The sequence below is a fragment of the Bacteroides sp. AR29 genome (assembly GCF_900217715.1).
GTDB classification, from domain to species: domain Bacteria; phylum Bacteroidota; class Bacteroidia; order Bacteroidales; family Bacteroidaceae; genus Bacteroides; species Bacteroides uniformis.
This window is the reverse complement of record NZ_OBMS01000010.1, coordinates 1-16,399: the sequence shown is the minus strand read 5'-3', so window position 1 is coordinate 16,399 and position 16,399 is coordinate 1. Positions and strand designations below refer to the sequence as shown.

The 16,399-nt window shown below is 41.5% G+C and carries 13 protein-coding genes; 5 read left to right on the top strand and 8 right to left on the bottom strand.

The features are described 5' to 3' along the window. The coding region (locus CSD97_RS08345; protein WP_098032295.1) for a site-specific integrase at window positions 1-744 on the bottom strand (744 nt) is incomplete at its 3' end. Window positions 745-905: 161 nt separating this feature from the next. Here CSD97_RS08345 and CSD97_RS08340 point away from each other — a divergent pair. Further along, on the top strand, window positions 906-2,012 hold the full coding sequence (locus CSD97_RS08340; RefSeq protein WP_098032262.1) for an ATP-binding protein: 1,107 nt from the start codon (window positions 906-908) through the stop codon (window positions 2,010-2,012). 28 nt (window positions 2,013-2,040) lie between these two features. Here CSD97_RS08340 and CSD97_RS08335 read toward each other — a convergent pair whose 3' ends face one another. From CSD97_RS08335 to CSD97_RS08315, 5 genes are all read right to left on the bottom strand, one after another. Beyond that, window positions 2,041-2,982 carry a HipA domain-containing protein gene (locus CSD97_RS08335; protein WP_098032261.1) on the bottom strand — a complete coding sequence of 314 codons (942 nt, stop codon included), beginning with the start codon at window positions 2,980-2,982 and terminating at the stop codon, window positions 2,041-2,043. Window positions 2,983-2,984: 2 nt separating this feature from the next. Further along, entirely contained in the window at window positions 2,985-3,311 is a 327-nt protein-coding gene (locus CSD97_RS08330) for a HipA N-terminal domain-containing protein (protein ID WP_022401131.1), read from the bottom strand. Beyond that, the gene (locus CSD97_RS08325) at window positions 3,311-3,535 is read right to left on the bottom strand and encodes a helix-turn-helix transcriptional regulator (RefSeq protein ID WP_005824474.1); all 225 of its coding nucleotides are present in this window, start codon (window positions 3,533-3,535) and stop codon (window positions 3,311-3,313) included. Before CSD97_RS08325 ends, CSD97_RS08330 begins: the two co-directional genes overlap by 1 nt. A gap of 457 nt (window positions 3,536-3,992) precedes the next feature. Continuing rightward, window positions 3,993-4,340, bottom strand: coding sequence for a hypothetical protein (locus CSD97_RS08320; protein ID WP_022401132.1), 348 nt, complete (start codon window positions 4,338-4,340; stop codon window positions 3,993-3,995). A 77-nt stretch (window positions 4,341-4,417) separates the two neighbouring features. After that, window positions 4,418-7,570 carry a hypothetical protein gene (locus tag CSD97_RS08315; RefSeq protein ID WP_173675104.1) on the bottom strand — a complete coding sequence of 1,051 codons (3,153 nt, stop codon included), beginning with the start codon at window positions 7,568-7,570 and terminating at the stop codon, window positions 4,418-4,420. A gap of 337 nt (window positions 7,571-7,907) precedes the next feature. Between CSD97_RS08315 and CSD97_RS08310 the strand changes: the two genes are divergently transcribed. The 3 genes from CSD97_RS08310 (at window position 7,908) to CSD97_RS08300 (ending at window position 13,130) form a co-directional block, all read left to right on the top strand. Beyond that, entirely contained in the window at window positions 7,908-8,855 is a 948-nt protein-coding gene (locus tag CSD97_RS08310) for a site-specific integrase (RefSeq protein WP_005824483.1), read from the top strand. Between the two features lie 442 nt (window positions 8,856-9,297). Continuing rightward, entirely contained in the window at window positions 9,298-12,582 is a 3,285-nt protein-coding gene (locus CSD97_RS08305) for a hypothetical protein (RefSeq protein WP_055288540.1), read from the top strand. A gap of 239 nt (window positions 12,583-12,821) precedes the next feature. Further along, complete coding sequence (locus CSD97_RS08300; RefSeq protein WP_225982686.1) at window positions 12,822-13,130, top strand: hypothetical protein; 309 nt, start codon at window positions 12,822-12,824, stop codon at window positions 13,128-13,130. A 64-nt stretch (window positions 13,131-13,194) separates the two neighbouring features. On the opposite strand, the gene CSD97_RS08295 is transcribed toward CSD97_RS08300, so the two are convergent. Beyond that, the gene (locus CSD97_RS08295) at window positions 13,195-13,986 is read right to left on the bottom strand and encodes a nucleotidyl transferase AbiEii/AbiGii toxin family protein (RefSeq protein WP_005833587.1); all 792 of its coding nucleotides are present in this window, start codon (window positions 13,984-13,986) and stop codon (window positions 13,195-13,197) included. Next, window positions 13,983-14,786, bottom strand: coding sequence for a type IV toxin-antitoxin system AbiEi family antitoxin (locus CSD97_RS08290; protein ID WP_055288541.1), 804 nt, complete (start codon window positions 14,784-14,786; stop codon window positions 13,983-13,985). Before CSD97_RS08290 ends, CSD97_RS08295 begins: the two co-directional genes overlap by 4 nt. 302 nt (window positions 14,787-15,088) lie before the next feature. On the opposite strand from CSD97_RS08290, the gene CSD97_RS08285 reads away from it, so the two are divergent. Then, a complete protein-coding gene (locus tag CSD97_RS08285; protein WP_055288542.1) occupies window positions 15,089-16,042 on the top strand; it encodes a site-specific integrase in 954 nt (317 codons plus the stop codon). Window positions 16,043-16,399 lie beyond the last annotated feature (357 nt).

Sequence of the window (16,399 nt, the reverse complement as noted above, 5' to 3'; positions counted from 1 at the left end):
CATTCCCAAGCACTGCCTGAGTACTGCCAGCCGCTGGTTGAATGCCCTGAGTGCCGACTGGTATTCCCGGTATGCGGCTTCCGACCCTTCCTCACTTTGTAATATGGGGAATAAATAAGGAGAGTCCTTGTCCTTGTTTGCTATTATTCTCACCATCTGCATGGCTTCGGGTGTGAGTGATACGGTCAGCGCCCGTCCCGTCTTCCGTCGTCTGTACGATAGTATATTTCCCTGCAGGTCCCTTTTGTGCAGGTATGCCAGATCCACAAAGGGTATGCCCCTGAGCATGAACATGAGTACGAAGAAAATCCTTGTTTTCTGCTGTGTGTTTGGGAGCGCCCCTCCTTGCAGGCTCCTTTCCGTCTCCCTTACCAGGCTGCTGATGTCTGATGCCTCGAGCGCCTTCTTCCTGTCCGCCCGTGTGCCGGTATACACATGCTCGAACAGTCTGGGTACATACCGTATGTACTTTCTGTCCACCGCCCGGTTATACACCGAGCGTACCGTCTTGATGTAGGTGGATACGGTGTTCCAACTGCAGTTCCTCTGCCTGAGGAAGTTTTCGAATCTCTTCAGTACGGTCGGGCTCAACTTGCGCATGGGCATCGGCTGCCATTTGGTGAATGCCGAGAATGCATTCACCGCTGACTGGTAGATGTGTGCCGTCCCCCACCTGCCGCCTTCCCGGAGTTCCCCGATGACTGAGGAGAACATCTCCTGTAAGGTAATTTCATTTCTATTCATTTCCAATTTATTTATAAAGGGTTTACCTTACAAGTATATACAATAAAATGAAGAAAAACAGAAGCTTATAATGTATTTCTTCATTTTAGCCAGTCTTTCAGAATGAACTCAAATATATTTCTTATATTTGCGAAAAAAGTCGCATTGAAAAAAGTCGCAATATGAATAATCCATTTAAATTCGGTACGATTGTAGACGGTGAATACTTTACGGATAGAGTAGCGGAACAAGAAAAAGTAAGAGAGATACTTGCAAGTGAGAATCACCTGATACTTATTAGCCCACGACGTTTCGGCAAGACCAGCCTCGTCCAAAAAGTAACGAAAGGGTTGTCACGTCCCGTTTTCCAGTTGAACCTGCAGTTGGTAACAGGCACTGCCGACTTTGCTGCACGATTATTGCGGATTGTGCTTCAACAATATTCTATGGAACGTCTGAAGCATCTTATCACTCACTTTCGTTTTATCCCCACCATTTCAACCAATCCCATGACGGATGGCATAGAAGTTTCATTTCAGCCGTCAATGGATGGTTTCATTTTGTTGGAGGATGTATTCACACTGATTGATAAACTGGGAATGAAGAATCCACACAAGAAACCGATTGTAGTACTGGACGAATTCCAAGAAATACGTACATTGGACAAGAATCTGGATAAAAGATTGCGGTCTATTCTACAGACTTACAACCATGCCAATTACATTTTCTTAGGTAGCCAGGAATCGATGATGCAGGAAATCTTTGAGAAAAAGAAATCTCCTTTCTATCATTTTGGATATTTGATGAAGTTGGGTAAGATTCCTCAAGATGACTTCTATGAGTTTCTCAAGAATGGCTTTCTTCTCTTGGGTGAAGATATGGATGCTGAAACGATAGGCCGCAGCATTCTGTCGTTCACCAATTGTCATCCCTATTACACCCAGCAACTGGCTTACCAGACATGGAATAACTGGAAACAAAACGGTTACAGTGATACTTTGGTGGAAACTGCCATTACGGAGTTGACCCATGTACATGATATGGATTATGAACGTTTATGGAGCACTTTCAATAAAACAGATAAAAAAGTCTTGATAGGCTTAACTATGCAGATGGGGACTCCGTCCAGTCTTCCTTTTCTACAAGCTGTCGGTATTGATTCTCCAAGTACAGCTTTCAGTAGCTTGAAGCGACTTGGACAACAAGGATATGTGATACGTAATGAGGGGTATGAACTGGATGACCCTTTCTTCAGAAGGTGGATTGAAGTAAAGAGAGAAGGGCGATAGAAAGAGGAAATCCTTGTTGGGTTTCGTATCATTTCAGCATATTGAGTTTTATGCTTATCATGTCTTTATATGATATTTGCATCTCCTCCGGTAGAAAAGAGAGACTGATGAACTCCATCCATTTGGTTTCTACTTTCAAGAGTTTCTTGAAGAGGTTTTCTATTACTTTTTCGTCCAATCCCGACGCCCGCATGGACATGACAAAGTCAGCCTTCTTTAATTTACGTTTTTTGCCGTTTAGTGTAAGTGCAAGTTCTTCGGTGTCTTCAGGCATCACCAATGCGGTAGACAGCATGTCATATGCTGGTGTGAGCGTATATACCTCTTGTTGGGGACTATAAAGCGAGAAGTTCTTCAAATGCATGTCGGCATTACCGGTTATCCATGAAAAGACGACTTGCTCCCAGAAATTCACCAGGTCCAATTTGGGAGCGGATGAATATCTCAGCACTAACTTCGCAATCTGTTCATAAGAACCTTTGTATTTTTGTTCAGTGAGTTTTTCAGAAAGTTGGCACATGTCTTCCATAGCCAATTTCCCTCCTTCATTCGTGCGGTCTATGCGCCGGGTGATATAGCATAATTCACCATCCTCAAAGCGGATGAGGCTATGCGGCACAACTCGTATCTTGGCTATCTCCGCAAGATGCATTGTCAGATCCTCTAATTCGGGAAGATTGCCGAACCGTTCGGTTTGCGGCTTCAAAATATAGCGCCCCCATAAGCCTACAATCGTAAATCGTCCAGGCTCGTTTTTACTTCCTTTGTTGATATCCAATGATAATTTGGCCTGCACTCCGGTCAGTGTGGTCTGACTGCGAATTACCTGCCTTGCCAAATCGTTGAGATTATTGTGCGTATAAGGCAATATAGGCGCCTCTAGTGTCCCGAATATCTTTTTTGAGCAAGCCTTGTGGAAATCCCTCTCATTTCCATTCAGTTCTTTGTAGCAATACAGACATTTTGCCATTTTTAATCCTCCTCATTTATAGGTTCGATACCCACTGCACCGATACAGTCTTTACAGCACGCCAGCAACAGTGACATTCGGTCACGTGCATCTATTTTCCAGTTCTTTTCCGCAATGTCAAGCAGCCATCCTTCGGGTATCAGCCCGTCGAAAAAAGGAAACAGCACTTTGTCGTGATAGGCTTTCTCTGTCAAGGGTAATGTGAGACTGACAGCTTCTGCAACATCCGACTGCAGGAATTCCGTATCGTACTGGAAGGTATAGCCATCCTCATCCTCTGTGAGGATACCGGCTTTTATTCCTCGGAGATTTATCAATGCCTGCTTCATCATTCGTCAGTTTTAGTTATAGGTACTGCGCCAACTTCGCTGCCAAACAAAGACAGTAGCTGGTTTACCTTGTCCAACCGCAGCGTCTGTTTGCCTTGTTCCAATTCACGGACAAAGCGCAAGCCTACTCCTGACTTTTCCGAAAGTTCCACTTGGGTCAGATTGTACTGCTTACGCATCGCTTTTACATATTTGGATAATGTTGTTTGTTCCGTATATTCCATTTTTATACCCTTTGGGGTACAAAGATAGAATATATTTTCGTTATTACACCCATAAGGGTATAAAAAGATTAAAGGAGAAAGAGATTATGTCTTTTCGGGTATAAATTAGCTAGAATAAGTTTATGAATCTATCCATTTCCTGTCTACCTATTTCTGGCTTTACTCTTAAAGCCTGCCAGTCCTTCACTGCTTCAACGGCCTCTGTGATAATTCTTTCAGTGGCTTTTGGGCTAAGCATATAATCTCTTATGAGAATCACACTATATTTCTAGGCCGGCTTTGCTTGATTCTGCTGAGTACATAAGAAGATAGCTTGTTATGTTGTTCAAACTCTTATAAATTCTTGTCACTTTTGCTGCGTACAACTGTCTAAATGGTGAATTGCTGAAAAAAGCAAGAGGCTGTCTCAAAATGCACTTGAGATAGCCTCTTCTATGCAAATGTTTTACTCTTCAGTTTATTCCTGATATTTCACTTTTGTTCCCAAAGCATCGTGGCGCATTTCGCGCTCACTTCGGTAAAGCTTTTCATCTTTTAAATAATAGTATTCCTGATAACCTCCAAATTCGATATTGGCATACTCTAAGTGGTCTTCGGCCTTGCAAGACTTCCATGTACCTTCATACTTCACTGAATCAGAGAAAGTGATGAGGGTGGTTGAGTCTGCACGGAGTTCAAACCTCACGCCATTTTCCGTTATGAATGTACCGGCGAAAGAATGAGTAGACTCTGTACTGTTAGTATTGGTACAAGAATATAAAAAACCGAAAGCTATTGTCAACATAGCCAAAATCGTTCGTCTCATTGTTCTTTTGTTTTTATAGAAAAGAGAGTGCTTCTTTTCCGGAAACACTCTCTTTTATTAGTTATCTGCAGTGATGATTATCTTTGAGCAGGAGTACCAGAGTTCTTCTTAACATCAACTTCGAATGTCAAAGTGAATGTCTTCCACTTGTAACCGAACTTCACAGGGATGAACAATTTGTAATCCCAGTTAACCGGAGTACCGCTGTAGTTGTTGTAAGTCAGAGTTTCATCTGCCTGGTTGTAAACAACCTTGGTATTAGAAGGCAGAGGACCGTTTGTTACACCATCAGTCGGAACCAAGTTACCGTTAACCAGTTTCAAGTTAGACTTGATTTGGTCTGTCATCCATTCGCCCGGAACTACTTCGTAGAATTCCCACAAAGCTTTCTGCAAGCCGGTAGTATTGGCTACAATATACTTCTTGCCTGATTCGTCAGCATTCCAAGAAACATAAGTGAAAGCACCCTTAACGTCAATTGTACTACCACCTACAGTTGCATCAGTAAAGTTCTCAGTTTCACCTGTAGTTACTGTCAACGGTTCGATGATAAATGCATCATATTCCTTGATAGTTGCAGTGTGGGCAGCAGCCAGCAGAGAACCAGCAGCACAAGCATCTGTGTAGCATACGTCGGCAACCAACTTGATGGGGACATACTTGCCTACGAGAGCCTTGGCAGCTTCTGTCGGAGCGTCGCCGCTACGCGGTGCGTGAGTCGGGTTTACTTCTTCCAACTTGATGTTGTAAGTGATTTCATTGGCATCCAGCTTGTTGGGAGCGTAGTTCACAATCTCAGCAGCTTTCTTGCCGTCGATGTACAGGATTGTTCCGTCAGGACTTACAGTCGCAGTCTTTTCAACAACGCTTGTACCGTTGAAATATTCGTACTTGTAAGCAGAATTGGCAGCTTCCAGTTTTTCTTTGTCGAACACGAAGCGGGCACCTTCCTCTGAATAAGCACCACCTTTCACACCCTGGTGGCCGCTGGCAGCATAAGGATACAGTCCGGAATAGAAGAACTTCTTACCGGCACGCAGTGCATCGGCATACCAGATTGCGCCGCCCAAACCGGTTGTCGGTTTAACTCCGAGGTCGTTCAGGAAACCGTTCAGCAAGTCTGTGTAGATGTTACATGTCGGGTTATTCTCTGTATTGTTAGACCATGCCGGGTTGGATTCCTCGGTATTGTAAACAATCGGGTTTACATTGAATGTGGACCATTCATTGTCGTTCTTCCAGTAGCGGCCATCGTAACCCCAGAGGTTGAATACCGGCTTGTAGATAGTACGTGTCAAAGTAATCTTCAATGTAGGATATGCACCTGTAGGATCGGAGTAGTAGCAAACCTTGCTGAAGCTCATCTTTTCCTGGTTGTTCCAGTTCGGATACTTCTTAACGATGTCTGCATGAGTCAGTGTCCAGATGATGTTGTAAGATTCTACACCAGCTTCAGAGTTGGCAATCACAGAAGCCGTACCTTCGCCGGCACCCTTTGTACCATCAAATTGAGTATAAACGGCGTGGAATTCCTGCTTGGTCATACCACCTTCTTTAGCCTTGTCGTAGATGTCCTCATTCATTTCCTGAGTACCGATACGACCGGTGTAGTTGCTGCAGTAATAGATAGAATCAGCAAAAGCATGAGACAACTCTCTCTCGCCAGCTTCTTTCACCCATTTCACTTTCAGGTAACGCATGGCAACCAAAGCATTGTTTACTGTATCCACCAGTTCCACGCGAACGATAGGCTCACGACCTACAGCTGTTGCAGAAGTACCTTCGACAGTGTAAACCTTGGAAGACATGATACCGTTTTCGTGAGAATCCAGCTTGGCAAATTTCTGCTGGTCTGTCTTGTTGGTGTTACCATCTACGCCACCCAATGTGTTATAAGGAGCAGTAGGGATGTAGAAACGGAATGTCAGACCATAATCCTTGTAGTTTGCCAGATTTGCATGGTTAGCGTGGTTAGTTTTAGCATCTTTAGCGTCTGTAACACAAACCTTCACCAATTTCTTCAAATCAAGCGGCTCGTTATAAGGTTGCTTAAAGTCTACATATTCGTTGGCTTTAGATTCGTATACGCATACAGAGTCATGATAGTGTACATAGAAGTCTTCTTTGCCGTCGTTCTGGATTTCATCGGCAAACTTACCGGTCATAGTTTTGCTAAAGTCAGTTTTGCTATTAACCAGATACGGAACCTTAACCTCTTCGTGCAGACGTACATATTCAGAGTTCACATACACCTTAGTACCTTGTTCGTCAAAAGCTTTCTTTTCAGCAGCTGTATAGTTTTCAGCAGCGATAGGAGCTTTCAAAGATGCCATGTAGAACTTTTCCTTGTCGCCGGCAGTCGTTGCAGCGATAGAACCCTTGACTGTCTTTTTGAATTTTACTGTCAGCACGTCCTTATTGATGTCGTACTTAACCGGTTGAATCGGGCTGTTAGTCTTAATATCAGCACCGGTAGCCTTGGTCATAATATTTTCAGATGTGATGCAATCAAATGAGGGCAATTCAATATCTGAAGTACGGACACCTACGCTGGGGCTTACATGGAAATAAGCCTCGTTGTAATCTGTAGAAATGGAGTTAGCTGTAGCAGCAGCATTTACGTGGTCCAAAACCGGAGTCGTAGTGTGGTCTTGAGTTGTATGCTTAGCCATAGCCTGATACTTCTGCGGGGTATATTGCAGGGTAGTCAGCGTGATGGCGGCAATACCGTTGATGTGGCTGGTAGGGATTACGGCCAGGCTGGTCAGACGATGACCAATCAGGGACATCACCTCAGCACTTACCTTGTCAATTTCAGCAGCCAAGTCCTTCAGCTTCTCGTCTGTAACGAAGTCGCCTTTCAATTCTTCTTTCAGAGCCGCAATCTTTTGGTTTACGATGTCCAAAGAAGCCAACTTGTCGATTTGGTCTTGCAGTTCTTTCTTCAGAGCTTTCAAGTCGTCATCAGAAACACCACCTTCTGCCGAACCGGCCTTGTCCAAAGCTTCCTGAGCCTTGTCCTTAGCTTCGTTGGCAGCTGTTTTAGCATCGTTGACAGCTGTCTCCAAAGTCGAAACTTTTGCAGCCAGCTCTTCAAGTGAAGCTTTCTTGTCCAGTTGTTCCTGCAAGTTCTTGATGTCGTCATCATAGTCCTTACAAGACGTGAACGTTCCTGTCGCACCTATCATCAAGGCACTGAACAGGGTCACACTTAGAAACTTTTTGTTCATAATTGAAAAACTTTAAATTTATAAATTTAAAAAATAAAAAGTGAATAATTTCTCATTTCCGGCATTCCTTTTCCCACAATGCTTTTGTTAAAAAATTCCGTTACTTCGCAGGTAACGGAGGAATTTTCCGTGCAAACATAATTGTTTTTCTATAAATGAGCAAATAATAATGCTGTTTTTTTATAATTAATCGAAAAATCTGCATTTAAGCGCACTTTTTTGTTAATGGGATTGTTGTTCGCCCCAATTATTAGTGTATTTGCACGTATGTTCTGCATTATAAAGGGATTGTACTTATACATATTATTAATAAGAGAATGTATAATTTAAATTGAAGATGAAAGAGATTACCTTACAAGAAATGCTGTCAACTATTATTGGAGAGCTTCGAGAAAATGGAAGATGGGGAACAGCCCATATTTACCAATCTACATTGAATGTGTTTTCCGCATTCAATAACTATCGGGATTTGCATCTGCGCAAATTGAATCCAGTGGTTTTGAAACGTTTTGAAATGCACCTGCGTCAACGAGATTGCAGTTGGAACACCGTTTCTACCTATATGAAAGTCATTCGCTCGGCTTACAATCGAGCTGTAGATTTACGATGTGTCCGTTATACTCCTAGATTATTTGAACATGTGTATACAGGAACTAAAGCAGACAAGAAAAGAGCTTTGGAAGCTTCGGATATAGGAACTTTAGTTCGCGGGACAGAAATGGATTTGTCCAAAAGGATTCCTTCCTCAAGCCTTCAAAAGGCCAAAATGCTATTTGTTTTTATGTTTATGATGCGTGGTCTCCCATTTGTCGATTTAGCTTTCTTGCACAAGAAAGACCTGCAAGGGAATGTATTGTCCTATCGTAGAAGAAAGACTGGTCGCACCTTACGGGTACTTCTATCCCCTGAAGCCTTACAGCTGGTACACATGGTATCCAATAAGGACGAGAACTCACCTTATTTATTCCCAATATTACGTAGCAAGGATGGTACAGAAGCGGCTTATAAAGAGTATCAATCAGCTTTGAGGCGTTTTAACTATCAGCTGTCAGCTTTAAAAACACATTTGAATATGAGTTCACATCTTAGTTCGTATTCGGCAAGACACACGTGGGCCACAATGGCATATTATTGTGAGATTCACCCTGGCATTATTTCCGAAGCGATGGGACATTCATCGATAAATGTTACTGAAACCTATCTCAAACCTTTCAACGACAAGAAGATTGATGAAGCAAATGAGAAGGTAATTTCTTTTGTAAAAAGCAATGGAATCTCGGCATAGATTTTTTTATTTTTATTGATAAAGCGGCCTAGATGTGTCCATATTTATTCCTCCCGCAAGAAGCATCTCTTGAAGGGAAGAGTCCTCTCGCTCATTTCTCAACAACTTCCCCTTAAGCCAAAACTCTACAAAATAACACTTTAAGTCTTTCTTTCCCTATAAATATTTTGATTTCCCTTTATCGTAACTTTACCTCTCGGTCATATTATCAGAATTCCACCTATAAGCCACTTTTCATCTTTCATCACTTAAAATGTTATAAACAATTATAGGGGCATTACAACTATATTAAACTTCTTTTCACATAATTGATTCAAGATGGTTCCCGTTACCTGCGAAGTAACGGAATACTTAGTAACAAAAGAAGTATGCGAAAGGGATTCAAAATGAGAGATTATTCACTTTTTATTTTTTTAAATTTATAAATTTAAAGTTTTCAATTATGAACAAAAAGTTTCTAAGTGTAATCCTGTTCAGCGCCTTAATGGTGGGCACTGCAGGAACGTTCACTTCTTGTAAGGACTATGATGATGACATCGAAAACCTGGACAAGAAGACCAGTGACTTGAACACACAGCTTACGACTTTGCAATCTGCTTTGGATGCCGCTAAGTCTGATATCGCTGCTGCCAAGTCTGCTGCTGATGCTGCCAAAGAAGCTGCTGCCACTGCAAAAGCAGAAGCTATACAGGCTGCGGTTGACAAGGTTAATGAGATGTTGAAAGATGCTCCAAGCCAAGAGGCATTAGATGCATTAAAGACTCAAATTTCTGCCATCGAAACAAATTTGGCTACAATTTCAGGTACAGTAGATGCTAATGCAGCTGCCATTGCTCAGTTAAAGATTCAAATGGTTGCTGTTGAAAAGTACAAAGAGCTAATCGATGCTAATGCTGAAGAAATTGACAAAATCAATGTTGCAATTACAGCTATCAACAAAGCAATGGAAGACGTGGCAACTACAGCTGATGTAAAAGCCATAGATGACAAAGTTACCGCTATTGCTGCCCAAATTAGCAGTATCAATGATGGTTTAGTAACTCTGCTTACTAAAGAATTAAGAAGTTTAGTATTCTATCCCGAGCTGTATGTAGGCGGTATTGAGGCTACTGAATATGAAGCGATGCGCTATACGTATAAGAAAACTTCTACTACTACTGAAATAGAGTTTTATGACGAGCACTCGCCGGCCGTAAAATGTGTAATTACAGAACCTGTGGCAAATTGGAACTATGTAGATGACAAAAAAGATGTATTTGCTCCGATTGATACAGTTAAGTATCACATGAATCCTTCAAGTGCATTGATTGATAAGTTGGCTGATCTTAGCTTTGTCTCAAGAGAAACAGAATACATTACACGTGCAAATGACTCCAAGTTGAAATTTAAGGTTGAAAACATGGAGCAAAAGAAAGACGGATTTATCAGTGTAGGATATTCTCTTGATAAGACTGTTATCTATGACAAGAAATACGATAACGCTGAAAAGGGAGAAGCTTCTATTTTTGCTCTGTCCGCCAATGTAAAGAAGGCTGACAAAGACACTACCATTACTTCTGATTACGCAATGGCGTACATTTCTGAGGTAACTCCTATGGCTATTGCTTACAAGAGCAATGACCTTGTTGATGGTCGTGTCAATACTGCCGTTGAATGTTCTACAGCTAATAACCCTGATGAATTATGGACTAGCGTAAAAGATGCAATCACACATGCTCCAACTTTGCAAGTGGCATACGATGAGTCCATTGACTTAAAAAAGGTATTGGCCACCCATTATGATTGGAACACTGAAACAAAGAATAAAGGTACACATAAAATTTGGCCTTACGGTGCAGAAGCCAAATTCGGTTTGAAGTATGACTTTGCTTTAATTCAGTATAAGACCGGTAATAATGTGACTTCTGACAGCAAATATGTACAACAAGACATTACAAGTGGTGTCATCACTCCTTCTATCGTAAATGAAAAGGGTGAAACATTGAATCAACAAGGAATCTCTTCTGTAGGAAAACGCCCGTTGATCCGTGTTCGCGTACTTGATAATCAAGACCGTGTTGTTTTGGTTGGTTACATCAAATTGCAAATCATCAAAGAAGCCGGTTATAAGATTACGGACGAATTCCCGAAAGACGCTAAATTCGGATGCGACGGAGTTAAGCTGGATTTGACTTGGGCTGAAATCTCTTATCAGTTGCTTGAGAATACCGCTACTCAATCCAAAGACGAATTTGATGCTCTCTACAAATTTACTCAGAATAATTCTGTTGGTACACAATTTGAATTGACAAGCAGTAACGAATGGAAGGCTATCACAGATGCCAAGAAGATTTACGGAGAAGTTGAGGAAGTTGCAGATCCTCACGGAACTACCAATACAATTTTGCGTTGGACTCTGTCAATAAGTGATATGCAACGTATTTATCAAGAAAGCGATTCTCACTCAAAGACTATCTACGTAAGATATGAAAGTAAGCAGGGCGAAACAGCAAATGCTCCGATTTACATGCCATTGAAGGCCACTGTTCTGAAGCCGGTAGGTGCTGTTAAGACCAAGATTGCTGAATACTGGTACGAAAATGGTACAACTACTCGTTTGAATGTGGCTTATCCGAAGGATGACGGTAACACATTGCAGTATGTAGTTGAACTTGATCAGGTATGGGAAGTAGTAGGTGATGCCAACAAACCTCAATTTGGTCCGACTGCAGGTTTTGCTTCTTATACAGATGCTATATTTGCTAAACAAGCTGCCAATAGTGCAGCCGGTGGTTACAAGTACTTCTTTGCAGCTACTAACGACGAGTACGAATTACCTGCAACTGGAACATTAGCTAAACCTGGTTATTTCTTGTATGTTGATAATACAAAGGCGACAGATATCTTCGCAAAACAATATGATGCAAGCTATGACAATACATTGGAATATGCATTAAAATCAGATCAGGGTGTCTATACGAATACAAAACTGTATGCAGGAAAGACCCGTGCAGCCAAAGTCGAAATTGCAGAAATTAATCAAGCAACAGGTAAGATTACATACAAGCAGAATTCTACATCTGAATTCTTGTTGAACTATTATGGTCACTCCAATGCACAGTTGGTTGCACAAATCGGTGTTGTACCTTATACTCCGTGTGCTATAGCAATGGCTACGCAGAACAGTGTATATCCTGCCAAGTTCTTGCGTCCTATTGATGCCAACCCGGTAGAAGACGGTGAGTTTACTGATGCCGAGGCAAATGGTTCTAAATTGAATATCGCAGACTTGTTCCACTTCTCCGACTGGCGTGATAAGAAGTTTGTTGACTTTGATGCTGATCCGGTGGACTACTCAAACGCTTGGTTGTTTGCATATTATAATGTAAAACAAGTTAAGGTGCTGATTGATAAGATCACTACTGATATGAACGGTCACGATATCAACAACAAGTTGTTGTCTCAGGTGTCAACAAAAGTTAAGTTCTCTCAATTGAATCCATCTGGCGCAGATGTGACTGGTACTGGTGTAACTGTTAGTTTCGCTGCTTACAACAAGCAATCTGCTGGTACGAAAGCAACTTACGATGCTATCAAGGCAGCTATGGGACAAATCAAGTATGAGAACAACGGTAACAACGTAGGTACTTTCAAGGTACGTATTCCGGTTGAGTTCACTTACGATTGGGGCGTTATCCAGAAAGTTTGGGTAGATTGTGTGGTTAAAAACACCATCGGCAACAATTAATGATGTAAATAGTTACATTATACTACACTAATGAAAGAGGGGTATGTTCATGAGGGCATACTCCTCTCTTTATAAATAGAAATGCAATAAAAAAAAGAGTAATAAATCTCACGCTATTTATTGCGACTGTTCTTATCGGTATGAATTCATGTACCAATAGAAAAGCGAGTGTAACAGAAGACGTTTATAATATTAGCTCCCAAGATACGGCTGTTGTCTTGAAATTAGCTTCTTCGTGTATGGACGCTCTGCAAGAAGGCAGAACAGAAGCCGCATTGGAAATGATGTATGTTACACGGAATGATACTCTGATGCCAATCAGTAACGAACAGAAAGTGAACATGGCAAGACGATTCAAGCTTTTCCCTGTATTGGATTATACTCTGGAAAGCTTCGGTTTTTCTCAGTACACCGGAAATGAAGTGAAATTCAGGGTGAAATTTGCTGAAGAAGATGCAGCGGACAATAAGCCTGCTGCCTATACCAGCCTCAGATTCTGTCCGGTGAAGTATAACGCAGACTGGTATCTGACCATCGAATCCGAATAAACGAGGTAGCAATTAATAGGTTGGAGGATGTTTCTGAATAAACATCCTCCTTTCCATAGAATTACTATTGCATGTTTTCTATCAGCCGTTCTTTAACAGCTTTATAGCCTTCAATAGGGTCAAAAGGCTCATCTGGACGAAGAAGCAATTGAGTATCACCCAGAAAATCCGGATCAACCATCTTTTCTTCCATATTGGCAACGAATTGTTTGTATGTGGGAGGTTGCTGAACTGCAAAACTCATGTAGCGATGATAGCAGCGCATGAGTTCGTTTACATCAACTTCTGCTTTTGTCAATGCCACATATAAGTCAAATAAGTCACGCCCTTTTTTACGTTGGTATAATGCTCTCAGTTTCGTGCCCAGAAGTTCATTAAGCCGATAGGTTGTAATCTCACATTCTCCCGTGAACCAACTATTCTCAACTATAAAAGGAATCTTTACCAATCCCAGCTCATTGAAGTGCTCAAAGCAATTAATTTCAATCTTCAATCTTATCTGGATTGTTGGCGGAAACTCTGATTCCATTCTGAACAGCATTGTATTATTATAGCGTTTCTGTTTAGTAACACGATTCGGTAAAAAGTCCAATACTTCTCCTAATCTGAACATAATGGGCTTGATTGGTCCCGGATTTATTTGTACTAAATCAATGTCTTCACTATAGCGTGGCTGTGGAGAAAGATAAAGTTTGTGTAATGCCGTTCCTCCACGAAAGGCTAACTGTGAAGAAAGGAATTCATCACTAAAAATGGCAACCAATGCACGTGAGATGATTAAATCCTGCTCGATTTGCGCATTATCATTCCACGGCACCTGCTTACTCCATTGTATGATAGAGGCTCTGTTAATCATATGTCATCAACTTCTATATTTGTATTTATTTTTATCTTCCAGCGCGTATTCTTCTCCTGGACATCAGCACTATGGCGCGTGCTGAGGAATACGTATTTGAACGTTCTGGTGTATTTGCATAACAAATCATATAAATCATTGGCTCGTTGTTCTTCTTGCAGCACTACATCTAAAATGAATCCAAGCCGCTGAATTGCCGCTAAAGAGGTGTATGCAAACAAAGATTCTGAAATCTTCGAAAAGTCTATCAATTCCGACAATTCTTCCAGTATGGTTGCCGCACGTGACAAGCCACCAATATGTTGTTCATATTGTACAAGATCTACAGCCGTCAGCTCTGCATTCGAATAGCATATGGTACCCGTTTCTGAATTTCTTGTTAGAAGAAACTCAGAAGGCATTTTGTTTCTATAATTCCACACCAACAGATTATTCTTTGTAGGAGATACTGAGGACTTAGGCAAAATTGTTGTGACAGAAAATCTCTGTGGACGTTGATGGGCTGAACCGAGAAGCTCTGCTGCATTGAGAAGACTTATATAATAGGGCTTATCCAAATAAGACATGAGTTGGTCAATGTAGTATATAGGAGGAATAATACCTTTTGCCGCATATTGGGGGGGCATAATTACATAGAACCCTCGATATACAGGTACTATGATTTTTTGCGTAGAAAGGCGGAACAAATCATTTTTGATAGATTGTTCTGCTATATTGGGAAAAAATCGTCTTACACTACTAAAGGAAAATGTAGGTGTTCCTCCAATTTCTAATTCTCTTATCCATTCTCGAATTGACATACCCATCCTTTTTGGTGCAAAAGTAATCAAAAAACGATTATCTTTGCACTATTTCGGGACAAAATTTAGAATCATGCCAAACAAATTAAATCTCATTAGTTTCAAGTAGAAGTTCCAATAAAAGTAATAGGTTGATTTTATTCTAATTTGCCACACTCATAATTTACTTTATCATATCCAACTGTTATTATAAAACATTTAGTCCGATATAACAAAAGTATTCAATGGGAGAGCACTCTTTTTTTATTTCTCCTCCCAATTGTATATAATTGCAAGATAAGTCTTTTATAAATTATTTCGAAATGAGAAAAAATGAAATTACCTTACAGGAGATGTTCTCGACAATCGTTGAAGAACTTCGGGAAAGCGGGAGATGGGGAACGGCACACATCTATCAGGCCTCCTCAAATGCGTTCTCCGCATTCACCAACTATCAGGCGCTACCTCTGCGGAAGTTAAGCCCTACGGTACTCAAACGCTTCGAAAACCACCTGCGACAAAGGAACTGCAGCTGGAATACGGTATCTACTTACATTAAGACAATCCGCTCCACCTACAACAGGGCTGTGGATATGAAGTGCGTACGCTATACTCCCCGGCTCTTCGAACATGTATATACGGGTACACGGGCCGATAGGAAGAAGGCTTTGGAAACATCGGATATCAGCTATCTGGTACGCGAAACGGAAATGGGGATGCAGGAAAAGGCATTTCCTAATAACCTGCAGAAAACCAGGATATTCTTTGTACTCATGTTCATGCTGCGAGGCATTCCGTTCGTCGATTTGGCCTATCTGCACAAGAGGGATTTGCAAGGCAATACACTATCGTACCGCCGCCGAAAAACGGGACGCGCCTTGACAGTGGCGCTTACCCCCGAAGCCATGCAGATGATACGTCTGGTGGCCAGCAGGAATCAGGATTCGCCTTATCTATTTCCCATACTGCACAGCGAGGAAGGCACCGAAGCGGCATACCGGGAATACCAGTCCGCTCTGAGATGCTTCAACCAGCGGCTGGCTGTACTCAGGCAGTGCCTGGGCATGAAGTCGGCACTGAGTACCTATGCGGCAAGACATACCTGGGCCACAATGGCTTATCATTGTGAAATTCATCCGGGTATCATTTCGGAAGCCATGGGACACTCGTCTATCACGGTGACGGAAACCTATCTGAAGCCTTTCAGCAACAGAAAGATTGACGAGGCCAATCAAAGGGTAATTTCTTTTGTAAGAAGTGGAGCGTGTACGGTGTAAAAGACGTTACTTCTTTTGATAGGATAGAATAGATTTGTCGCACATTTTCCGGAATCTTCAAACAGAGTTTTGAGGAACGGAATGGTGCTGTCTTTACAGAGCTCCAATCGGTGCTATCAATAGACTGTCATTCAACCTTTTGAACTGAAAAATACACACTTCCATTCTTTGAAAGCCTCATTTCATCACTTTCCCCCTGTCATCTTTCTGGACTTCCAATCCTCTTTCCAATATCCCAACGGGCTGATTTTTACTATTCCAAACAAAACCCACCTATTTTCTCCTTATTCCTTGATTATTAATGGAATTAACAAGATTTCATTACCTGCGAAGTAACGGAAAAAATCATATAATCAA

Coding starts and splice junctions, on each gene's coding strand:
- CSD97_RS08340 (WP_098032262.1), top strand. CDS start 906: ATGAATAATCCATTTAAATTCGGTACGATTGTAGACGGTGAATACTTT.
- CSD97_RS08335 (WP_098032261.1), bottom strand. CDS start 2,982: ATGGCAAAATGTCTGTATTGCTACAAAGAACTGAATGGAAATGAGAGG.
- CSD97_RS08330 (WP_022401131.1), bottom strand. CDS start 3,311: ATGAAGCAGGCATTGATAAATCTCCGAGGAATAAAAGCCGGTATCCTC.
- CSD97_RS08325 (WP_005824474.1), bottom strand. CDS start 3,535: ATGGAATATACGGAACAAACAACATTATCCAAATATGTAAAAGCGATG.
- CSD97_RS08320 (WP_022401132.1), bottom strand. CDS start 4,340: ATGAGACGAACGATTTTGGCTATGTTGACAATAGCTTTCGGTTTTTTA.
- CSD97_RS08315 (WP_173675104.1), bottom strand. CDS start 7,570: ATGAACAAAAAGTTTCTAAGTGTGACCCTGTTCAGTGCCTTGATGATA.
- CSD97_RS08310 (WP_005824483.1), top strand. CDS start 7,908: ATGAAAGAGATTACCTTACAAGAAATGCTGTCAACTATTATTGGAGAG.
- CSD97_RS08305 (WP_055288540.1), top strand. CDS start 9,298: ATGAACAAAAAGTTTCTAAGTGTAATCCTGTTCAGCGCCTTAATGGTG.
- CSD97_RS08300 (WP_225982686.1), top strand. CDS start 12,822: ATGGACGCTCTGCAAGAAGGCAGAACAGAAGCCGCATTGGAAATGATG.
- CSD97_RS08295 (WP_005833587.1), bottom strand. CDS start 13,986: ATGATTAACAGAGCCTCTATCATACAATGGAGTAAGCAGGTGCCGTGG.
- CSD97_RS08290 (WP_055288541.1), bottom strand. CDS start 14,786: ATGTCAATTCGAGAATGGATAAGAGAATTAGAAATTGGAGGAACACCT.
- CSD97_RS08285 (WP_055288542.1), top strand. CDS start 15,089: ATGAGAAAAAATGAAATTACCTTACAGGAGATGTTCTCGACAATCGTT.